The following is a 15,810-nucleotide window of genomic DNA, read 5'->3' on the forward strand; positions in this document are numbered from 1 at the left end:
CCCGCCCGGTTCCACGCTTCCATGGGCCATGTTCAGGACCTTTCGGGGTGGCCAGAGCGGGGGCTGGCGCATCATCTCGGTGTCGCCCGTGACGGGCGAGCCCCTCGCCTTCATGCCGGCGCTGTCGGTCACCGACAGCGAGGCGATCTCATTGCCGCTGGTGCCCTCGCGCAATGCGTGGCGGCTGGTCGGCGTGCCCAGCAGCTTGCGCTACACCGAGCGGCCTGAGAAGCAGCAGCTCACAGCCGTGCAGGCCGGGCTCGGCCGGCTGGAAGCAACGAGCGCAGCGCTGATCCCGATCCGCAAGTCACAGGCCTGGTGGGATCTGACGCAGGAAGAGCGGCGCAGGATTTTCGAGGACAAGTCGCACCACATCGCGAGCAGTCTTCGTTTCCTGCCCGCCATCGCGCGGCAGCTCTATCACTGCCGCGACCTCGGCGGCCCCTTCGACTTCCTGACCTGGTTCGAATTCGCCCCCGCGCACGCCTCGCTGTTCGAGGAGCTGGTGGCAATGCTCAGGCGGACCGAGGAATGGACCTACGTCGAGCGCGAGGTGGACGTGCGCGTGGTGAAGGAAGTGCTGTCGGCTTAGAGCCGCGATGACGGTACGCTCCCTCGCCCCGTTCTTACGGGGCGAGGTGAAGTCAGTGCTCCAGGAAGCGGCCGGACTCGATACGCGGCAGATCGGCGACGGGCCAGTTGTAGATGTAGGTCCAGGCCTTCTCAGCGGAGCCATCAGGCAGCGTGACGTCGATCAGCCGGCGCAGATATTCGGTCGGCTCGGGAAAGCCTTCCCCGCAGGCCTCGTACATGTCGAGCTCGCCCAAGAGTTCGTCGGGCACGCGCAGGTGAAAGAGCTCACCGTGCACGATATCGGAGGCCGCATCCGACAACAACAGGCCCGGATAGTGCTTCACAAGAACGAGCCGGCCGCGACAGGTCGCTTCACCGACGAAGTCGGCGTGGCCAGCAAGCAGCCGCGCCATCGGATGGTCGAAGCCGCGCATCAGGGTGCCATAGACGAACAAACGATCGGGGGTCATGGGCGCTCTATAGACTCTCAACGCGGTCATTGCGAGGAGCTCTTGCGACGAGGCAATCCAGACAGCCGCCGCGGAAATAGTCTGGATTGCTTCGCTAAGCCGCCTTGTCGCTTGCGACCTCGTCGCTCACCACCACGAATTTTTTCAGCTCCATCCGACCAAAGCTCGTCGAGAGCGCGACGTCGGCGGCGTCGCGTCCCGTCCCCATCAGGATGCGGCCCCTGCGGGGGATGTTATGCCTGGCGTCGAAGGTGAACCATTTGCCCGACAGCCAGACCTGAAACCAGCCGGAAAAGTCCATCGGCGCCGGGTCCGGCGGAATGCCGATGTCGCCCATATAGCCGGTGCAGTAGCGCGCGGGAATGCCCATGCAGCGGCAGAAGGTCAACGCCAGATGCGCGAAGTCGCGACAGACGCCGGTCTTCTGCTCGTAGACGTCGTGCGCCGACTTCATGTAATGGGCGTGCTCGTAGCCGAAGGTGACGTGGCCGTGCACGAACTTGGTGATGGCTGCGACGCGCTTCCAACCGGGCTTGGTCTTGCCGAACAGCGACCAGGCGATGTCGGTGAGCTTGTCGGTCTCGCAATAGCGGCTCGGCATCAGATAGAGCATCAGCTCGTTCGGCAGCTGCTCGATCGGGAGTTGTTGCGCGGTCGGCATCACCTCGTCGGGCAGGCCGGTATCGCGCACCAGCGCGCGGCCCCTCAGCGTCACGCCGCCGGCGGGCGTAACGAGACGGCCGCACACATTGCCAAAACTGTCGTGATAGAAACGGATGGGAACGTCGGGCTCAGCGACCACCGTCTCCTTGCCGATGATGTCGGCTTGTCGCGAGGGGTGGATGTTGAGCATGATCACCATCGGTGTCGGCTGCGCTGCCGCGTAGGTGATCTCGAAGCCGACCTTGATCTGCATCTATGAAACTTCCGCCTCCAACTCTTCGTCGCTGTTTTGGTCGTCCGAGACCACCCTGATGTTCACGTCCATGGCCTCGAAAGCGTCGTCGGAGCCGATATAGACCCCGTGGAGCGGGATCGCCTGACGCGGATCGCGGGCGACCGCGACACGAATGAGGTCGCGGGTGCCGATGATGCCGTTGGTCGGATCGAACTCGATCCAGCCTGCGCTCGGCAGATAGACCTGCACCCAGGCGTGCGTCGAACCACCGCCCTCATGCCGCTGCTCGATATCCTCCGGCACGAAGATGTAGCCGGAGACAAATCGTGCAGCGAAGCCGAGATGGCGCAGCGCCTCGATCATAAACAGCGCATAGTCCCGACAAGTTCCCGTCCCCGAATGTAAAGTGTCGAGCGGATGCTGCGTGCCGGGCTCATGGCGCTTGCGGTATTTGAACTGCTCGCGGATGCCGTGCGTCATGCCGCTCAGGATCTTGAAGGTCGGCGACGGCGAATCCTCGTCGAGGAAGCCGCGCGCCCATTCCGAAATCTCGCCATCGGGATCGGCATATTGCGGCGTGGTGTATTGCACGAGGTCGGCAAACTCCTCGTCGTCATAGACGAAGGGATAGAAATAGGCGGCATCGTCCGGCGTCAGCGCGAACTCGTCCACCGGATTGTGCTCGACGGTGACGTGCCAGTCGAAGGTCAGTGTTTCCGCGCGTTCGTCGAAACTCGCGATCGCAACCGAATTGCCGAACACGTCGTGAATCCAGCGTAGCGACATCGGTGTGGGCGAGATATCGAGCTGACTGTCGAGCACACGCAAATCGTGCCCGTCACGCGGACGGAGCATGATCCTGTGTTCGCCGAACGCCACGGGGCGGTTGTAGCGATATTCGGTCTTGTGATGAATCGTCAGCAGCGGCATCGTGAGGCAATCATGGTGATTTTGGGCCGATCATTCTATAGCGATTCCTGCCCAATTCTTGGGGTCGACTGCTTTTTCCATAGGCAATCAGGATGGCTTTAGACACAGCCCGCGCGACCGATCAACTCCTCGGCGAGGGTGATATACCGCCAGTGCATGAGGTGAATGCGCAGGCGACATCGCCGTTTCTGCTCACCTCGGATCATTACGGACGGGTTTTGCCGCATGCGCTCGGCGATCTCGGCGTCGCGGAAAGCGAGCTAACGCGGCACATCGCCTGGGACATCGGCATTGCCGGCGTGGCCGACCGGCTGGCGGAGATGCTGGATGCGCATCTGATCGCGCAGCGCTATTCGCGGCTGGTGATCGACTGCAACCGCCCGGCGGCCGCCGTGAGCTCGATCCCCGTGATGTCAGAGGCGACGGCAATCCCCGGCAATGAGGCAATCTCCGACAGCGAGCGCTTGGCGCGGCGGCGCGAGATTTTCGAGCCCTATCATCATCGCATCGATGCCGCGATCGACCGCCGCCTCCATACGAAGCAACCGACCGTGCTGGTGTCGCTGCACAGCTTCACGCCGGTTTATGCCGGCGTCGCACGGCCCTGGCACATCGGTGCGCTCTACAATCGCGACGCCGTGCTGCCGAAGTTGCTGCTGAAACATTTGCGCGCCGAGGGCGATCTGGTCGTCGGCGACAACGAGCCCTATGCGGTGAACGACCTCACCGACTACACCATTCCCGTGCACGGCGAAGCCCGCGGCCTCGTCAACACCGGCATCGAGATCCGTCAGGATTTGATCGCGGACCAGTTCGGCCAGCAGCAATGGGCCGAACGGCTGGCGAGGGTCTTTGCGGAGATCGAGGTGGAGTTGAGGGCGGAGAGGCTGGTCGACTAGCCGCCGCGCGTCGCGACGAATATCGCGAGCGCGGCAAAGATTGCGGCGATCCCCCACAGCACATAGGCGATGCGGACGGGGCCGTTTGTATCGAGCGTTGCCTCGGCCGGGTTGTCGGGATTGACGCGCACCTCGACGTTCGCGCCATCTCGATAGCGCGACATCAGTTTCTCCAGCATCTTGCCGGAGGCCTCGGGCGTGCCGGCCGCGACCCGCGCGCATTCATTGGTGTAGCTGACGTTCTGATAGCGATAGGTGTAGGTCACGCGCTTGCCGAACATCTCGGTGCCACGGCGCTCGCCCGGCTCGCTGGCCTCGTAATATTGCTCGGTTCCCGACAGCTTGATCGTGCCCCGCACGACAGGCCAGCGCGTCGCCATCGACGCCTGCCGCCGCACCGCATACCCCATCAGCGCGATGACGAGGCCGAACGCGCCTAAGCCGACGACGAGGCCCGCGAGATCAGGCCGCGCGATGTGATGGGTGAGGTAGGCGTAACTCTGGTTGAGCCCGAACGCCGAGCCGAAGATGATCGCGAGGACGATCACCGTGCCGATGCCGAGGCAGCCCCACAGGCCCTTGGGCAGGTCGCGCTCCAGCACGGCCTGATCGGGATGGCGCGGATTGTAATAGACGGTGACGATGCTGCCGGCGGGATACTTTGCGAGCTGCTCGGCGACCTCGAAATTGCCGAGGTCCTCGCCGATCGAGATGCGGTTACAGCGCAGCTTGCGGCTGCCGACCGCATATTCGTAGGTCACGTTCGCGAAATTGCGTTTCTCGAGGCGATAACCTTCCTCGCGGTCGCTGTCGGAGACCCTGACCTCGCGCACCTCTGCAACCGAGGTGACGACCTTGCCCGGCGCCCGCGGCCAGTTGCGCGCCTCGCGCACCTGCCAGGTCTTGACGATTGCGGCGATCAGGAGGAGTCCGAGCGGTGCGAGCAGCATCGCGTAGACGAACCAGGGCAGATCGGGCACGGCCAAATTCCTTCGTCAGCGGCAATGCCTCCTTGGACGCACTGCCGCGGACGAAGGTTCAACCGGCAGGCTCGCTTACTTATTTGGCCCGGATCAACGCCAGCCAGATGCCGCCGCCGATCATGAAGCCGCCGGACACGCGCGACACCATGCGGGTGCGGCGCGCCGAGAAAAAGCCGCGGACCTGACCGGCAAGCAGCGCGTAGATTCCGTCCGTCAAGCCGGCAAGCACCATGAAGGTGATTCCGAGCACCAGGACCTGCGACAGGTGATCCTTGCTCATGTCCATGAATTGCGGAATGAACGCGCCGAAGAACACCAGCAGCTTCGGGTTCGACAACGCCACGACAAAGCCCTGTAAAAGAAAGCCACCGCGAGGGGGAGGTGGTGGCGCGTCGGCGTCGACGCCCTCGACCGGGGAACGGATCAGCTTGATGCCGAGCCAGACCAGATAGGCCGCGCCCGCAAAGCGCACCCAGTTGAACCAATAGCCCATCGTCGCCATCAGCGTGGTGAGGCCGACCGCAAGAATCCCAATCACGATCAACAGCCCCACCTGCACGCCGAGAATGTTGGTCAGCGCGGCGCGGGTGCCGTGACGCAGGCCGTTGGCGATGACGAGGGTGACGATCGGCCCCGGCAGCAGCGCCAGCGCAATGCAGGCGGCGACGAAGGCGAGATAGGCTTGCATGGACATCATGGGAGGGACTCGGCTGAGGTCGGGTTTGGGGTATTAATGCATGGCAGTCACTGTCCGTCCAGCGTAGCGAGTACCCAGCCCCTCATCTCCTGAGTCTCCAGGAATGCCAACATTGCGCGTTGCATCCCGCTCGCTTCGCCGCGCCCCTGCGCCGCCGCAACGAAGAGATCGCAGCGACGTGAGACCGCAACGCCGATCGCGGCGTGACCGACACCGTCGGACATATCGAGATCATACCGCCTCGCCCGTCCGCGTAACTCGTTAAAGCTCACCTCCTCGCCCGGCGCGACGGCCGCAAACCGCGGACTGATCAGATCGATATCGGCGACGCGATCGACCTCATCGTCATCGGCGACACCGCTGTCGCAATTGCAGAAGCCGCGTTTTGCGCGCACGTAAAGCTCGGCGCCCGCGCAGGTGCCATCGCAACGAAACGCGCGCCCCGCAGGCCAGCCATCGCGCGGGAACGGCCAGGCGATCTCGCGCCAATGCACGACCTCCTCCACCGGCGACGGCACACGCTGATAGGCCCAGACGCCGGACACACCGAGCGCGATCACCGCCACAGCTATCATCGTCCCGCGCCGCATCGTCAGTTCCTCGGCAGGCCGGCGGCGGCGCGCGCGGGGCCGGTCAGTTCGAGGATGTGCAAACCGGTATTGGCGCGGTCGACGATGTAGATGTAGCCGCGATCGTCGGTCTCGACATTGTTGGTCTGGATCGCGACCTTGCAGCGCGCGCCGCCCTCGATCGGGATGCAGCGCTTGTCGGTCGCGCTCGTGATCGACGGAATGAAATAGCCGACCTCCCGGGGGTGATAGGGATCTCGGATGTCGAGCGCACGGACGCCGGCATTGAAGAAGGCAATGAAGGCCATCTTCTTGTAATAGACCGGCGCCATGCTCTCGTTGGACGAATGCGAGCCGAAACGGCCGCCGCGCTGGCAGAACTGCCCGCTCGCCTCCGGCACTGTGTAGCTCGAGATCATCATCGGCCGCGTCTCGGTGGTGACGTCGGCGAACCACACCATCTGCCGCGCCTCGCCGCATTCGTTCAAGATCGCCTCGTCCACGATCATGACGATGTCGCGCGTCTTGCCGTCCTTGTCCTCGGCAAATTCCGCAACGGGCATATCGAGCATCGGGAACGTCGTGTGCGCGCCGTTGAAGGCGGACATCGGCATGCGCGATATCTCGGGATAGCGCAGATTGTCCGGCGTCGGCTCCTTCGGCCCGTTCAGCAGCTTGTCGCGATCGACGATCTGCAAAATGCCGCCCTTGTTGGTGCCGTAGCCGAAAAAGACGCGGTTGCCATTCGGCCCGGTCGAGATCGGCCCGTGCAGCTCGGTCGGCACCGCGCCGGTCGCGCCCGGCTCCTGGCCGGGCAGGCCGAAGTCGCGGATCTTTTGCGGATGCGCGGGATCGCTGAAATCATAGATTTGCGTCATCCGCCGCGTGCGCCAGTCCGGCGCGCCCGAGACGAGGAAGGCGATGCCGGTGTCGCATTCCCACCAGCTCTTGTGCGTGTCCTTCAGGCCGGCAATGCGCGTGATCAGCACGGGATTTGCGGGATCGGCGACATTCCAGATCTCATGTGCCTCGCTGCCGAAGGTGCGGAGCATGTAGACCGCATTGGGATCGCCCTTCGGCAACGACTTGCCGTCACAGACCCGCACCATCTGCGCGCCGCCGGATTCATACTTGCCTTCCTGCCCCGGCAGATGCCGCAGATATTTGGGATGCGCGGGATCGGTGACGTCGACGATCGAGGTGCCGTTCGGCTCCTCTTTTCCCGTCATCGGATTGACGGGAACGGGCACGTCGTCGGTGCCGCCGTGATGGCCGATATAGGCGATCCAGCGATCGCCCTGGTGGTGGATGGTCGGCTGATAGGCGCTGCGGGCCTGAAGGTCGTTGGTGCCGACCAGCTTCATGTTGGAAGCCTCGGGCGGCGCGCCGATGGTCTGCTTCTGTGCGTGAACGAAGGTGCTGCTGGCGAAAAGGACGAGGCCGGCAGCAGTCAAGACGCAACGGAACATCGAAGTCCTCCCGGAACCAATCTACGTTGGCTGAGCTTCAACGCTATCACGACCGAATGCGCCCGCCCAAGACACCATCTTGACATGCAACCATTTGGTTGCCTAATATGCCTGCCATGGATGAGGTCTTCAAAGCGCTCGCCGACGCGTCACGGCGCTCGCTGCTGGACAGGCTTCACGCCAACAACGGCCAGACGCTGAACGAGCTCTGCGACGGCCTTGCGATGACGCGCCAGGCCGTCACAAAACACCTTGTCATTCTCGAAGAGGCCAATCTGGTCACGACGATCCGGCATGGCCGCGAGAAGCTGCATTACCTCAACCCGGTGCCGATCCATCAAATCGGCGAACGCTGGATCAAAAAATTCGAGCGCGGCAAGCTGGTCGCACTCAGCGAGTTGAAACGTCAGTTGGAGAAGCGCGATGAGTAAGCCGCAATTCGTCTATGTGAGCTATATCGAGACCACTCCGGAGAAGCTGTGGGAGGCGCTGACGTCGAGCGCATTCACCAGGCAATATTGGTTTGGCGCCGAGGTCCAGTCGGACTGGAAGGTCGGCTCTCCCTTCGCGCTCACGCTGGACGGCGAGGTCACTGATTCCGGCGAGATTTTGGAGGCCGATGCGCCGCGACGCCTGTCCTACAGCTTCAAGCACCAGAAGTTCGAAGAGCTGCGCGGCGAGCCGATCTCACGCGTCGTCTTCACCATTGAACCATTCGGCTCGCTCGTGCGTTTGACCGTGCTGCACGACGGCTTCGTCGAGGGCGGCAAATATCTCGGCGCCGTCTCCAATGGCTGGCCGGCGATCCTGTCCCAGCTCAAGAGCCTGCTCGAGACCGGCAAGCTGCTCGGCATCCCGCGCGCGGCCCTCAACAAGGGATTCGACGCAAAATGAACCTCGATCAGTTCAAGCCACTCACGGTCTACACCATCTACATCGCCTCGACGCCTGAGAAGGTGTGGGAGGCGCTGACCTCGGCCGAGTTCAGCCGCAAATATTTCTCCGGCTTCGCGGTGGAGATGCAGCCGAAGCTTGGCGGCAGCTTCATCGTGCGCGCGCCCGACGATTCGGAGCACATCTCCGGCGAGGTGTTCGAATACGATCCGGCGAAGAAGCTGACGGTGAGTTGGAACGTCAACTGGCCCGACCTCGTCGCAAAGCTCGGCACCACGCTCGTCACCTACGAGATCGAGCCCGCCGGCGAAGCCGTTCGCCTCACCATGAGCGAACGCCACGACCGCGATCTCAGCGACGACATCCTCTCCGGCGGCCGCACCGGCTGGCCCGCGATCCTGTCGGGGCTGAAGAGTTTGCTGGAAACGGGCACGGCGCCACAGATCAAGATGGCACCGCCCGCGCAGATGCTGGCGGCGTTAAAGGCGATGGGGATCAAGGTGCCGTAGTGGCCGCAATCTGCGCCCTCATCGCTTCTTCTTCACCAGCGGCGGATGAATCTCGTCGATCTTGCGACGGCAATCCCCTTCTGAGTCGTGCGGGCCCGAGACAAAGGTCCCGCTGACCTTGATCGCGTACCAGCCTGACTCCACGCCGAGCCGGAGCGCTTCGTCTGTCTTGACGTGCCGTGGGGAGAGAGCTTGCATTAGCTGCTTTCGGTTGGCGTTCGATCTCATATCGAACCGCGCTGGAATCTTTCAAGCATCCGCAGCACGAGTTTGCCGCATCCGACTCAACCGCCGGAACGGGCAACATGCGCAACGATCGCCGTTGCGACGTCGTGATGATTCGGCTCCGCGGGCGCGAGGAATGAGCAGTTTCGGGTCGCGCGTGCCACCGTGTGCGCAGAGACGACCGCTCTTTCCGACATTGGCGGACCGTGCGCGCAATCACTGCAATTAGCTACCGTTTTCTCGCCCGCACCATGCTTTTGAAGCGCGAAATCGCTTTCGATCGAATAAGACCGTCGAAGCCTTGTGTTCGACCGCTTCGTAGCCGTTGCGTCCGGCTCCCCTCTTACGCCACCGGCACCACCAGCCGCCGATACAGATGCCACGTCGCGTGCCCGAGCACCGGCAGCGTCACGACCAGCCCGAGAAAGTAAGGCAGCGCCGAAACGATCAGCAGCATCACGATGACGGTCGCCCAGCCGATCATCGGCAGCGGGCTGGTCACCACCGCGCGCACGCTCGTCACCATGGCGGTGACGAAATCGACATCGCGGTCGAGCAGCAGCGGAAACGACACCACGGTCAGCGAAAACAGAATCAGCGACAGCGCCGCGCCGACCGCGTTGCCGATGGCGAGGAACAGCAGACCCTCATTAGTCGTCAGCACCACTGTCATGAATTCCTGGAGGCTCGAGAACGAGGCATGCAGGCCGAGCAGCAGCGCGATCGAGAGCCGCACCTGGTACATCCAGATCACGAACACGAACAGCGTGACAAACGCCATCCAGCCGATCTCGCTGCGCGAGCGTATCGCCGACCAGATCGCGCTAGAGGAAACCGGCTCGCCGCGCTCGCGGCGGCGGCTGACCTCGTAAAGACCGATCGCCACGAACGGGCCGATCAGCGCGAAGCCCGCGGCCAGCGGATAGACCAGATAGAGCATGCCGAAGGCGGTGAGGCAGAGCATGATGGCGATGCCGCCGGCCGCATAGAGCGCGCCGAAGGCGAGCCCGTAGAGCGGCAGCGCCTGGAAATCGCGCAGGCCCTCGACCAGCGCCTCGGCGATGTCAGTCGCCGCCACCGGACGCACCACCGGATCGACCTTGCCCGAGATGGACATCAGCTTCCTCCTGATCTGCCGGCACGATCTTCGCCGCACGCGGCCTCGATATTAGCGCCCGGTGCTGCCGCGTGCACGCGCAAGTTGATCACCCGATGACGGTATCGCAGGACGCCCGGCCCCGAGCTTCGCCAGCGCCCCCTTTCGGGGCTCGTCCGCGATGCGTGCCACCTCAGAATCTTTCCCCATCGGGAGCTTTTCGGCACGATGCCTATGGACTGAGCGGAGGCAGGTGCCGCAAATTGTACCTTCGAACCAGCACACGCAGCGACCACAGCGGACCACCCGACCGATGAGCTTGCGTACCCGGCTACTGATACTTGTCATCGCGGCCATGCTGGTGCCGGCGAGCCTCGTCGGCCTGCGTTTCGTGCAAAACCGCAGCAGCGAGATCAACGCAGCGCTGGCCAATCTGGCGGCGACGGCCGACGACATTGCAAGCGATCTCGACGAAAAGATCCAGGGCACCGCCCAGCTTCACTATGGTCTGTCCCGTGCACGCGACCTCGACACGCGCGACAAGGCGGCGTGCTCGGCGTTTCTATCTGATGTCCGCGAGGAATACCCGCAGTTCACCGGGATATTGACCATCGATCCGGACGGCAGCCTGTTCTGCGATTCGCTGCGGACCAACCGCACCCTCGATCTCCGGGACCGCGCCTATTTCAAGCAGGCCCTGGTCTCGCGCGGCGTCGTGATCGAGCCGGTGTTCGGCCGTCTGACTGGGCTATCCGTGCTCCAGATCGCCTATCCGGTGCGATCGGAGACGGGCGCGCTGAAGCTGATTTTGCTTGCGTCGTTCAACTTGCCCAAATTCGCGGAGTTTCACGACAAGCGGCTGCTTGCCGAGAAGGAGATCCTGCTCATCGACAGCAAGGGAACGGTTCTGGTCGCCCCCTCCGGCGGAGGCTGGACCGAGCCGGTCGGCACGTCGATCGCAGGGTCCGAACTCCTGCGCTTCGCTGCAGCTCCAGATCGGAAGGCGTTTCAGGAGGTGACCGATCGCGACGGCCGCACGCATGTCTGGGCTGTCGCCGCCCACTCGCCCTCGACCCGTGATGCCGGCCTCTACATCCTGGTCGGACGGTCCAAGGACGGACTGGTCGCGGCGGCGAACCGCCGGCTTTACGAGGACATGGCGATCCTCGCGGTGGCCTCGCTGCTGCTGCTGGCGGGTGTCTGGATTCTTGCGACTGTAAGTGTGGGGCGCCAGGTCGGACGGCTCGCCGCAATGGCGAAGAAGCTCGGGCTCGGCGACCTCAGCGCGCGAATTCCGCCGCCCCATCCGGGCGGCGAGCTCGGCGGGTTGATGAGGTTGCTCAACGACACCGCCGAGTCACTCCAGCAACAACGCGCCGCCATCGCCGACCTCGACCAGAAGCTCAGCCAATCCCAGAAGATGGAGGCCATGGGCCAGCTCACCGGCGGCGTGGCGCATGATTTCAACAATCTCCTGACCGTCATTCTCGGCAATTCGGAACATCTTGCCGACAGGCTGGCGGGAAACCGGGAATTGCACCGGATCGCCGGTGATATCGCGATTGCAGCCGAGCGCGGCTCCGACCTGACGCGGAGCCTGCTCGCCTTCGCGCGCAAGCAGCCGCTGCGGCCGCGCGACATCGACATCGCCGGGAAGATTCACGACATGGAGCCGTTGCTGCGTCGGTCCCTGGGCGAGCACATCGAGTCCGCCTTCGTGCTCGAACCGGATCTGTGGTTGACCAGTGTCGATCCCGGCCAGCTGGCTACGGCGCTGCTCAATCTCGTGCTCAACGCGCGCGACGTCATGCCCGATGGCGGCAAGTTGACCGTCGAGGCGCGCAACACCTCGCTCGGCGAATCCGACCTGGACGTCAATGGCGAGCCGCGGCCCGGCGACTATGTCATGGTCGCCGTGACCGACACCGGCAGCGGCATGACCGCCGAGGTGGCGAGCCGGGCGTTCGAGCCGTTCTTCACCACCAAGGAGGTCGGCCAGGGGACCGGGCTCGGGCTGAGCATGGTCTACGGGTTTGTTCGGCAGTCCGGCGGGCTGGTGCAGATGCAGTCCCAACCGGGACAGGGCAGCGTCGTCAGGCTGTTCTTTCCCCGCCTTGCAACGCCACCGATCGAGGATCAGGTACCAGCGGAGCGGATCACCACACCCAATGGCAGCGAGACTATTCTCGTCGTCGAAGACGACGACATGGTGCGCGCCTATATCGAGAACGAGCTGAAGGCGCTCGGCTACAACGTCATCACGCGGTCGAATGGACCTGCGGCGCTGGAATTGCTGCGCCAGCCCGGGAACATCGACCTGCTGCTCACTGACGTCGTGATGCCCGGCGGCATGTTCGGGCCGGAGCTTGCGCGGCAGGCAACCGGCTTTCGGCCCGGGCTCAAGGTGCTCTTCACCTCCGGCTACACCCAAGATCCCGTCAAGACGCCCGATGGGGTCGATGCCCGTATCCTGACCAAACCGTTCAAGCGGCAGGATCTTGCCGCGATGCTGCGGTCCGCGCTGTCGGCAACAACACGCTAATCAAGGACGCGACACGAGCAGGAGCGCGACCCCGAGATTAGCCGCGAACAGGGCCGCGTCGATGACGAAGATCCTGAGCATCGGACCTTTCAACACGGGCCAATAGGCAACACCGACGCGTCCGCCGCGCATCAAGACCGGAACGTTGTAGATAAACTGGCTGAAATGGCAGGCGGCAAAGAACAGGAACAACGCAAGCTGCGCCTCAACCGGCTGGAAGAACAGCGGACGCGCGGCCAGAAGATAGAACGACAACAGCCCAATCGGAAGATTCATCCCGCCCAGGAACGCCACGCTGGCCGCAAGCGTCGGCGCGATCGGATTGCCGCGCTCTTCCCGCGGCAAAAGTATCTTCAGCGTATTGGCTTGCGCAACGCTGAACTGGATGAAGGCGCCGCCGAACCAGAGCGCATTGAGAAGCAGGACGAAATCCGAAAGGTGCATGGTCATTTTCCGTAAAAGGCTTCGCTGCGCGCTACGCGGCCCGCATCGTCGAAATCCATGAACTCGCTGGCGCGGGTGTCGCCGAGTTGCCACCACACCGTCAGGCGCGCGATCACCTCGTCCCAGCTCCAGCTCAGGATCTGCAGATCGGCGCTTTCGATGTGGCCATAGGCTTTCCGCCAATAGGCGCGGATGTTCTCGGCGCCGGTGACAACAGGTGAACCGGTCAGTGTCAGTGCCAGAGGGCTGCGCATCTGCGCATTGTCGGCAAAATGCGCGACCACAGCGTCGATATCGACCCGGCACCAGCTCGCGCACCATGCCGCGACAAAGTGTTCGGCAGCTGCGCGATTCATCTTCTCTACGCTCACGGCTTCTGCCCGCACATGACGCGGCCCTCCCTGGCTCGTTGCCAGGAAAGTGGCAAAGCTCGCGCTTCATGTCAACTATGTTGACTTGAGATGCCGTCAGTTGCTGTCGGCGATCGCCCCCATGACGGCCATCCACGCCGCCGCGCCTGACGCTCCGGCGCGATCAAACGCCGCGCGCATGACTTTGCGCTCGTGGTCCGATGCCTTTTGCTCGATGCGCTGCCCCGCAACCGTCAGGCGCAACAGTTTGGAGCGATGCTGCTCGGGCGAACGCTTCGATGTCAGGAGCTTGCGCTCCAGCAGCAGGCCGAGCGGCCGGTTCAGGGCCTGCTTGGAAATGCCGAGGATTTCGATCAGCGCTCCGATCGCGATATCGGGCCGGCGCGCCACCACGTAGAGGATGCGGTGGTGCGGACGCGACAGGCCTTGCCTCGCAAGATAATCGTCGGCCTCCAGCGTCATCCCGCGCCAGCCGTAATACATCAGCTCCAGCGCTGCATCGAGATCGTGCAGCTTGTCGAGCGAGGCGCGGTGGAGCCCCGCGGCTTGAGAGGTCTTTGGCATTGTCGGATGCTAACCTCTCGCCCGGAGCTCGCGCCGCAACACCTTGCCCGTGGCGGTCATCGGCAACGTCTCGGCGAACTCCACGAAGCGCGGATATTCGTGCGCGGCGAGCTGCACCTTCACGAATTCCTGGATCTCGCGGGCAAGCCCATCGCCTGGTGAAAAACCGGGGCGCAACACGATCCACGCCTTGATCGATTCCGTGCGGATCGGGTCGGGAATGCCGACCACCGCCGCCATCGCGACCGACGGATGCTTCATCAGCGTATGCTCGATCTCGGACGGGCCGACGCGATAGCCGGCAGTGGTGATGACGTCGTCCTCGCGGCTGACATACCAGAAATAACCGTCCTCATCCTGCACGCCGAGATCACCGGTGAGCAGGAATTCGCCGGCATATTTTTTGGCCGTCGCGTCTGGATTGCGCCAGTACTCGATCATCGTGCACGGACACGGCTGGCGCACACCGATGATGCCGCGCTGTCCGCGCGGTTGCTCCTCGCCCTTGTCGTTGACGATCCGGACGTCGAAGCCGGGCGTCGCCTTGCCCATCGAACCTGGGCGGATCGGAAACAGGTTGGAGTTGCTGCCAATCACGAGATTGCATTCGGTCTGGCCGAACACCTCATGCGCGTCGATGCCGAAAGTTTCGCGCACCCAGCCCAGGAGTTCGCCGCCGAGGGATTCGCCGCCGGTAAAGATGCTGCGGAGCTCGACGCCGGAATGTTTTGCGCCGGCCTGCCGCATCAGCTTCAGCGCGGTCGGCGGCAGGAAGACGTTGCGCACGCCGAGATCGGCCATCATCTGCATCGCCGCCTGCGGCTCGAATTTTCGCGCACGGTGGCCGACCAGGGGAATGCCGTGATACCAGAACGCGAACAGGCCGTTGACGAGCCCGCCGATCCACGCCCAGTCCGCCGGCGTCCACATGAGATCGCCGGGGCGCGGCAGGAAGTTGTGGCACATCTCGACATTGGGCAGATGCCCGAGCACGACGCGGTGCGCATGCAGGGCGCCTTTTGGATTGCCTGTCGTACCCGACGTGTAGATGATCAGCGCGGGATCATCGACGGAGGTATCAACGCGGGTGAAATCGGGCGATGCAGCCTTCACCGCATCCCAGAATGATTTCGCGCCTGATGGCACGCGCTCGCCGACGACATAGACGTTCTTCAAGTCCGGCAGCCTGTCGCGAATTTTTGCGAGCTTCTCCCAGCCGCCTTCGTCGGTGACGATCGCCTTGGCCTGCGAATTCGACAGACGGAATTCCAGCGCGTCCTCGCCGAACAGCGCGAACAGCGGGATCGAGATCATCGCCGAGCGGAACGCCGCCATATGCACGATCGGCAATTCCAGCGACTGCGACAAAAACACCGCGACACGGTCGCCGCGGCCGAGTCCATCCGCCTTCAGCACATTGGCGAAGCGGCGCGACGCCTCGGCGACCTCGTCGAAGGAGGTGCGCGTGGTGGCGCCGTTCTCGTCGACATAGACCAGGGCGAGGCGGCCGGTCCCGTCGGCATGGCGGTCGCAGCACGCCTCCGCCATGTTGAAGCGCGCCGGAACGTCCCAGCGGAAGTTGCGAGTGAGCTCGTCGTAGGTTGCGGCTTCGGTCAGCATGGTCGTTTCCCAGCAGCGTCATGGCCGGGCTGTCCCGGCTATCCACGTTCTTGTTTG

19 protein-coding genes are annotated in these 15,810 nt (G+C 63.6%); 6 read left to right on the forward strand and 13 right to left on the reverse strand.

All coding sequences use genetic code 11. The features are described 5' to 3' along the window. Positions 1–28 precede the first annotated feature (28 nt). The gene (locus tag IVB29_RS12975; RefSeq protein ID WP_247503766.1) at positions 29–592 is read left to right on the forward strand and encodes a chlorite dismutase family protein; all 564 of its coding nucleotides are present in this window, start codon (positions 29–31) and stop codon (positions 590–592) included. A gap of 52 nt (positions 593–644) precedes the next feature. Here IVB29_RS12975 and IVB29_RS12980 read toward each other — a convergent pair whose 3' ends face one another. The 3 genes from IVB29_RS12980 to IVB29_RS12990 all read right to left on the reverse strand — a co-directional run bounded on the left by IVB29_RS12980 (position 645) and on the right by IVB29_RS12990 (position 2,871). After that, positions 645–1,043 (reverse strand): gamma-glutamylcyclotransferase family protein, encoded by a 399-nt coding sequence (locus IVB29_RS12980; RefSeq protein WP_247503767.1) that lies wholly within the window; start codon positions 1,041–1,043, stop codon positions 645–647. 94 nt (positions 1,044–1,137) lie between these two features. Then, a complete protein-coding gene (locus tag IVB29_RS12985) occupies positions 1,138–1,959 on the reverse strand; it encodes a transglutaminase family protein (RefSeq protein WP_247503768.1) in 822 nt (273 codons plus the stop codon). Continuing rightward, positions 1,960–2,871 (reverse strand): transglutaminase family protein, encoded by a 912-nt coding sequence (locus tag IVB29_RS12990; RefSeq protein WP_247503769.1) that lies wholly within the window; start codon positions 2,869–2,871, stop codon positions 1,960–1,962. Positions 2,872–2,963: 92 nt separating this feature from the next. On the opposite strand from IVB29_RS12990, the gene IVB29_RS12995 reads away from it, so the two are divergent. Then, positions 2,964–3,770, forward strand: a complete 807-nt coding sequence (locus IVB29_RS12995; protein WP_247503771.1) for an N-formylglutamate amidohydrolase — start codon at positions 2,964–2,966, stop codon at positions 3,768–3,770. Here IVB29_RS12995 and IVB29_RS13000 read toward each other — a convergent pair. The 4 genes from IVB29_RS13000 to IVB29_RS13015 form a co-directional block, all read right to left on the reverse strand. Further along, entirely contained in the window at positions 3,767–4,750 is a 984-nt protein-coding gene (locus tag IVB29_RS13000) for a DUF3592 domain-containing protein (protein WP_247503772.1), read from the reverse strand. The two genes, IVB29_RS12995 and IVB29_RS13000, sit on opposite strands and share 4 nt — an antisense overlap. A gap of 79 nt (positions 4,751–4,829) precedes the next feature. After that, entirely contained in the window at positions 4,830–5,447 is a 618-nt protein-coding gene (locus tag IVB29_RS13005) for a LysE family translocator (protein ID WP_247504303.1), read from the reverse strand. A 50-nt stretch (positions 5,448–5,497) separates the two neighbouring features. After that, a complete protein-coding gene (locus IVB29_RS13010) occupies positions 5,498–6,040 on the reverse strand; it encodes a hypothetical protein (protein WP_247503773.1) in 543 nt (180 codons plus the stop codon). A gap of 2 nt (positions 6,041–6,042) precedes the next feature. Then, on the reverse strand, positions 6,043–7,488 hold the full coding sequence (locus tag IVB29_RS13015) for a hypothetical protein (RefSeq protein WP_247503774.1): 1,446 nt from the start codon (positions 7,486–7,488) through the stop codon (positions 6,043–6,045). 116 nt (positions 7,489–7,604) lie between these two features. Between IVB29_RS13015 and IVB29_RS13020 the strand changes: the two genes are divergently transcribed. From IVB29_RS13020 to IVB29_RS13030, 3 genes are read left to right on the forward strand one after another with little or no spacing between them, the layout of a single operon-like run. After that, positions 7,605–7,919 carry a helix-turn-helix domain-containing protein gene (locus IVB29_RS13020; protein WP_247504304.1) on the forward strand — a complete coding sequence of 105 codons (315 nt, stop codon included), beginning with the start codon at positions 7,605–7,607 and terminating at the stop codon, positions 7,917–7,919. Beyond that, complete coding sequence (locus tag IVB29_RS13025; protein ID WP_247503775.1) at positions 7,912–8,382, forward strand: SRPBCC family protein; 471 nt, start codon at positions 7,912–7,914, stop codon at positions 8,380–8,382. Before IVB29_RS13020 ends, IVB29_RS13025 begins: the two co-directional genes overlap by 8 nt. Then, on the forward strand, positions 8,379–8,891 hold the full coding sequence (locus IVB29_RS13030; RefSeq protein WP_247503776.1) for an SRPBCC family protein: 513 nt from the start codon (positions 8,379–8,381) through the stop codon (positions 8,889–8,891). The genes IVB29_RS13025 and IVB29_RS13030 overlap by 4 nt, the downstream gene beginning before the upstream one ends. Before the next feature lie 18 nt (positions 8,892–8,909). Here the strand turns inward: IVB29_RS13030 and IVB29_RS13035 are convergent, their stop codons facing one another. After that, entirely contained in the window at positions 8,910–9,089 is a 180-nt protein-coding gene (locus IVB29_RS13035; protein WP_247503777.1) for a hypothetical protein, read from the reverse strand. Between the two features lie 370 nt (positions 9,090–9,459). Further along, on the reverse strand, positions 9,460–10,233 hold the full coding sequence (locus IVB29_RS13040; protein ID WP_247503778.1) for a DUF2189 domain-containing protein: 774 nt from the start codon (positions 10,231–10,233) through the stop codon (positions 9,460–9,462). Positions 10,234–10,525: 292 nt separating this feature from the next. Here IVB29_RS13040 and IVB29_RS13045 point away from each other — a divergent pair, with 292 nt between their 5' ends. Beyond that, complete coding sequence (locus tag IVB29_RS13045; protein WP_247503779.1) at positions 10,526–12,754, forward strand: ATP-binding protein; 2,229 nt, start codon at positions 10,526–10,528, stop codon at positions 12,752–12,754. On the opposite strand, the gene IVB29_RS13050 is transcribed toward IVB29_RS13045, so the two are convergent. The 4 genes from IVB29_RS13050 to IVB29_RS13065 all read right to left on the reverse strand — a co-directional run bounded on the left by IVB29_RS13050 (position 12,755) and on the right by IVB29_RS13065 (position 15,753). After that, entirely contained in the window at positions 12,755–13,198 is a 444-nt protein-coding gene (locus tag IVB29_RS13050) for a hypothetical protein (protein WP_247503780.1), read from the reverse strand. A gap of 2 nt (positions 13,199–13,200) precedes the next feature. Then, positions 13,201–13,554: a nuclear transport factor 2 family protein gene (locus IVB29_RS13055; RefSeq protein WP_247503781.1), complete on the reverse strand. Its 354-nt coding sequence runs from the start codon at positions 13,552–13,554 to the stop codon at positions 13,201–13,203. 111 nt (positions 13,555–13,665) lie between these two features. Further along, entirely contained in the window at positions 13,666–14,133 is a 468-nt protein-coding gene (locus tag IVB29_RS13060; protein WP_247503783.1) for a MarR family winged helix-turn-helix transcriptional regulator, read from the reverse strand. A gap of 9 nt (positions 14,134–14,142) precedes the next feature. Beyond that, positions 14,143–15,753 (reverse strand): acyl-CoA synthetase, encoded by a 1,611-nt coding sequence (locus IVB29_RS13065; RefSeq protein ID WP_247503784.1) that lies wholly within the window; start codon positions 15,751–15,753, stop codon positions 14,143–14,145. Between the last annotated feature and the right edge of the window lie 57 nt (positions 15,754–15,810).

Origin of the sequence: Bradyrhizobium sp. 1 (assembly GCF_023073315.1) — a bacterium.
Classification (GTDB): Bacteria; Pseudomonadota; Alphaproteobacteria; order Rhizobiales; family Xanthobacteraceae; genus Bradyrhizobium.

Excerpts from the sequence above, each read along its gene's own strand:
- IVB29_RS13030 (WP_247503776.1), top strand. The coding sequence starts at position 8,379 with ATGAACCTCGATCAGTTCAAGCCACTCACGGTCTACACCATCTACATC.
- IVB29_RS13010 (WP_247503773.1), bottom strand. The coding sequence starts at position 6,040 with ATGCGGCGCGGGACGATGATAGCTGTGGCGGTGATCGCGCTCGGTGTG.
- IVB29_RS12990 (WP_247503769.1), bottom strand. The coding sequence starts at position 2,871 with ATGCCGCTGCTGACGATTCATCACAAGACCGAATATCGCTACAACCGC.
- IVB29_RS13005 (WP_247504303.1), bottom strand. The coding sequence starts at position 5,447 with ATGTCCATGCAAGCCTATCTCGCCTTCGTCGCCGCCTGCATTGCGCTG.
- IVB29_RS12980 (WP_247503767.1), bottom strand. The coding sequence starts at position 1,043 with ATGACCCCCGATCGTTTGTTCGTCTATGGCACCCTGATGCGCGGCTTC.
- IVB29_RS13055 (WP_247503781.1), bottom strand. The coding sequence starts at position 13,554 with ATGAATCGCGCAGCTGCCGAACACTTTGTCGCGGCATGGTGCGCGAGC.
- IVB29_RS12985 (WP_247503768.1), bottom strand. The coding sequence starts at position 1,959 with ATGCAGATCAAGGTCGGCTTCGAGATCACCTACGCGGCAGCGCAGCCG.
- IVB29_RS13050 (WP_247503780.1), bottom strand. The coding sequence starts at position 13,198 with ATGCACCTTTCGGATTTCGTCCTGCTTCTCAATGCGCTCTGGTTCGGC.
- IVB29_RS12975 (WP_247503766.1), top strand. The coding sequence starts at position 29 with ATGTTCAGGACCTTTCGGGGTGGCCAGAGCGGGGGCTGGCGCATCATC.
- IVB29_RS13020 (WP_247504304.1), top strand. The coding sequence starts at position 7,605 with ATGGATGAGGTCTTCAAAGCGCTCGCCGACGCGTCACGGCGCTCGCTG.
- IVB29_RS13060 (WP_247503783.1), bottom strand. The coding sequence starts at position 14,133 with ATGCCAAAGACCTCTCAAGCCGCGGGGCTCCACCGCGCCTCGCTCGAC.
- IVB29_RS13035 (WP_247503777.1), bottom strand. The coding sequence starts at position 9,089 with ATGCAAGCTCTCTCCCCACGGCACGTCAAGACAGACGAAGCGCTCCGG.
- IVB29_RS13045 (WP_247503779.1), top strand. The coding sequence starts at position 10,526 with ATGAGCTTGCGTACCCGGCTACTGATACTTGTCATCGCGGCCATGCTG.
- IVB29_RS12995 (WP_247503771.1), top strand. The coding sequence starts at position 2,964 with ATGGCTTTAGACACAGCCCGCGCGACCGATCAACTCCTCGGCGAGGGT.
- IVB29_RS13065 (WP_247503784.1), bottom strand. The coding sequence starts at position 15,753 with ATGCTGACCGAAGCCGCAACCTACGACGAGCTCACTCGCAACTTCCGC.
- IVB29_RS13025 (WP_247503775.1), top strand. The coding sequence starts at position 7,912 with ATGAGTAAGCCGCAATTCGTCTATGTGAGCTATATCGAGACCACTCCG.
- IVB29_RS13040 (WP_247503778.1), bottom strand. The coding sequence starts at position 10,233 with ATGTCCATCTCGGGCAAGGTCGATCCGGTGGTGCGTCCGGTGGCGGCG.
- IVB29_RS13015 (WP_247503774.1), bottom strand. The coding sequence starts at position 7,488 with ATGTTCCGTTGCGTCTTGACTGCTGCCGGCCTCGTCCTTTTCGCCAGC.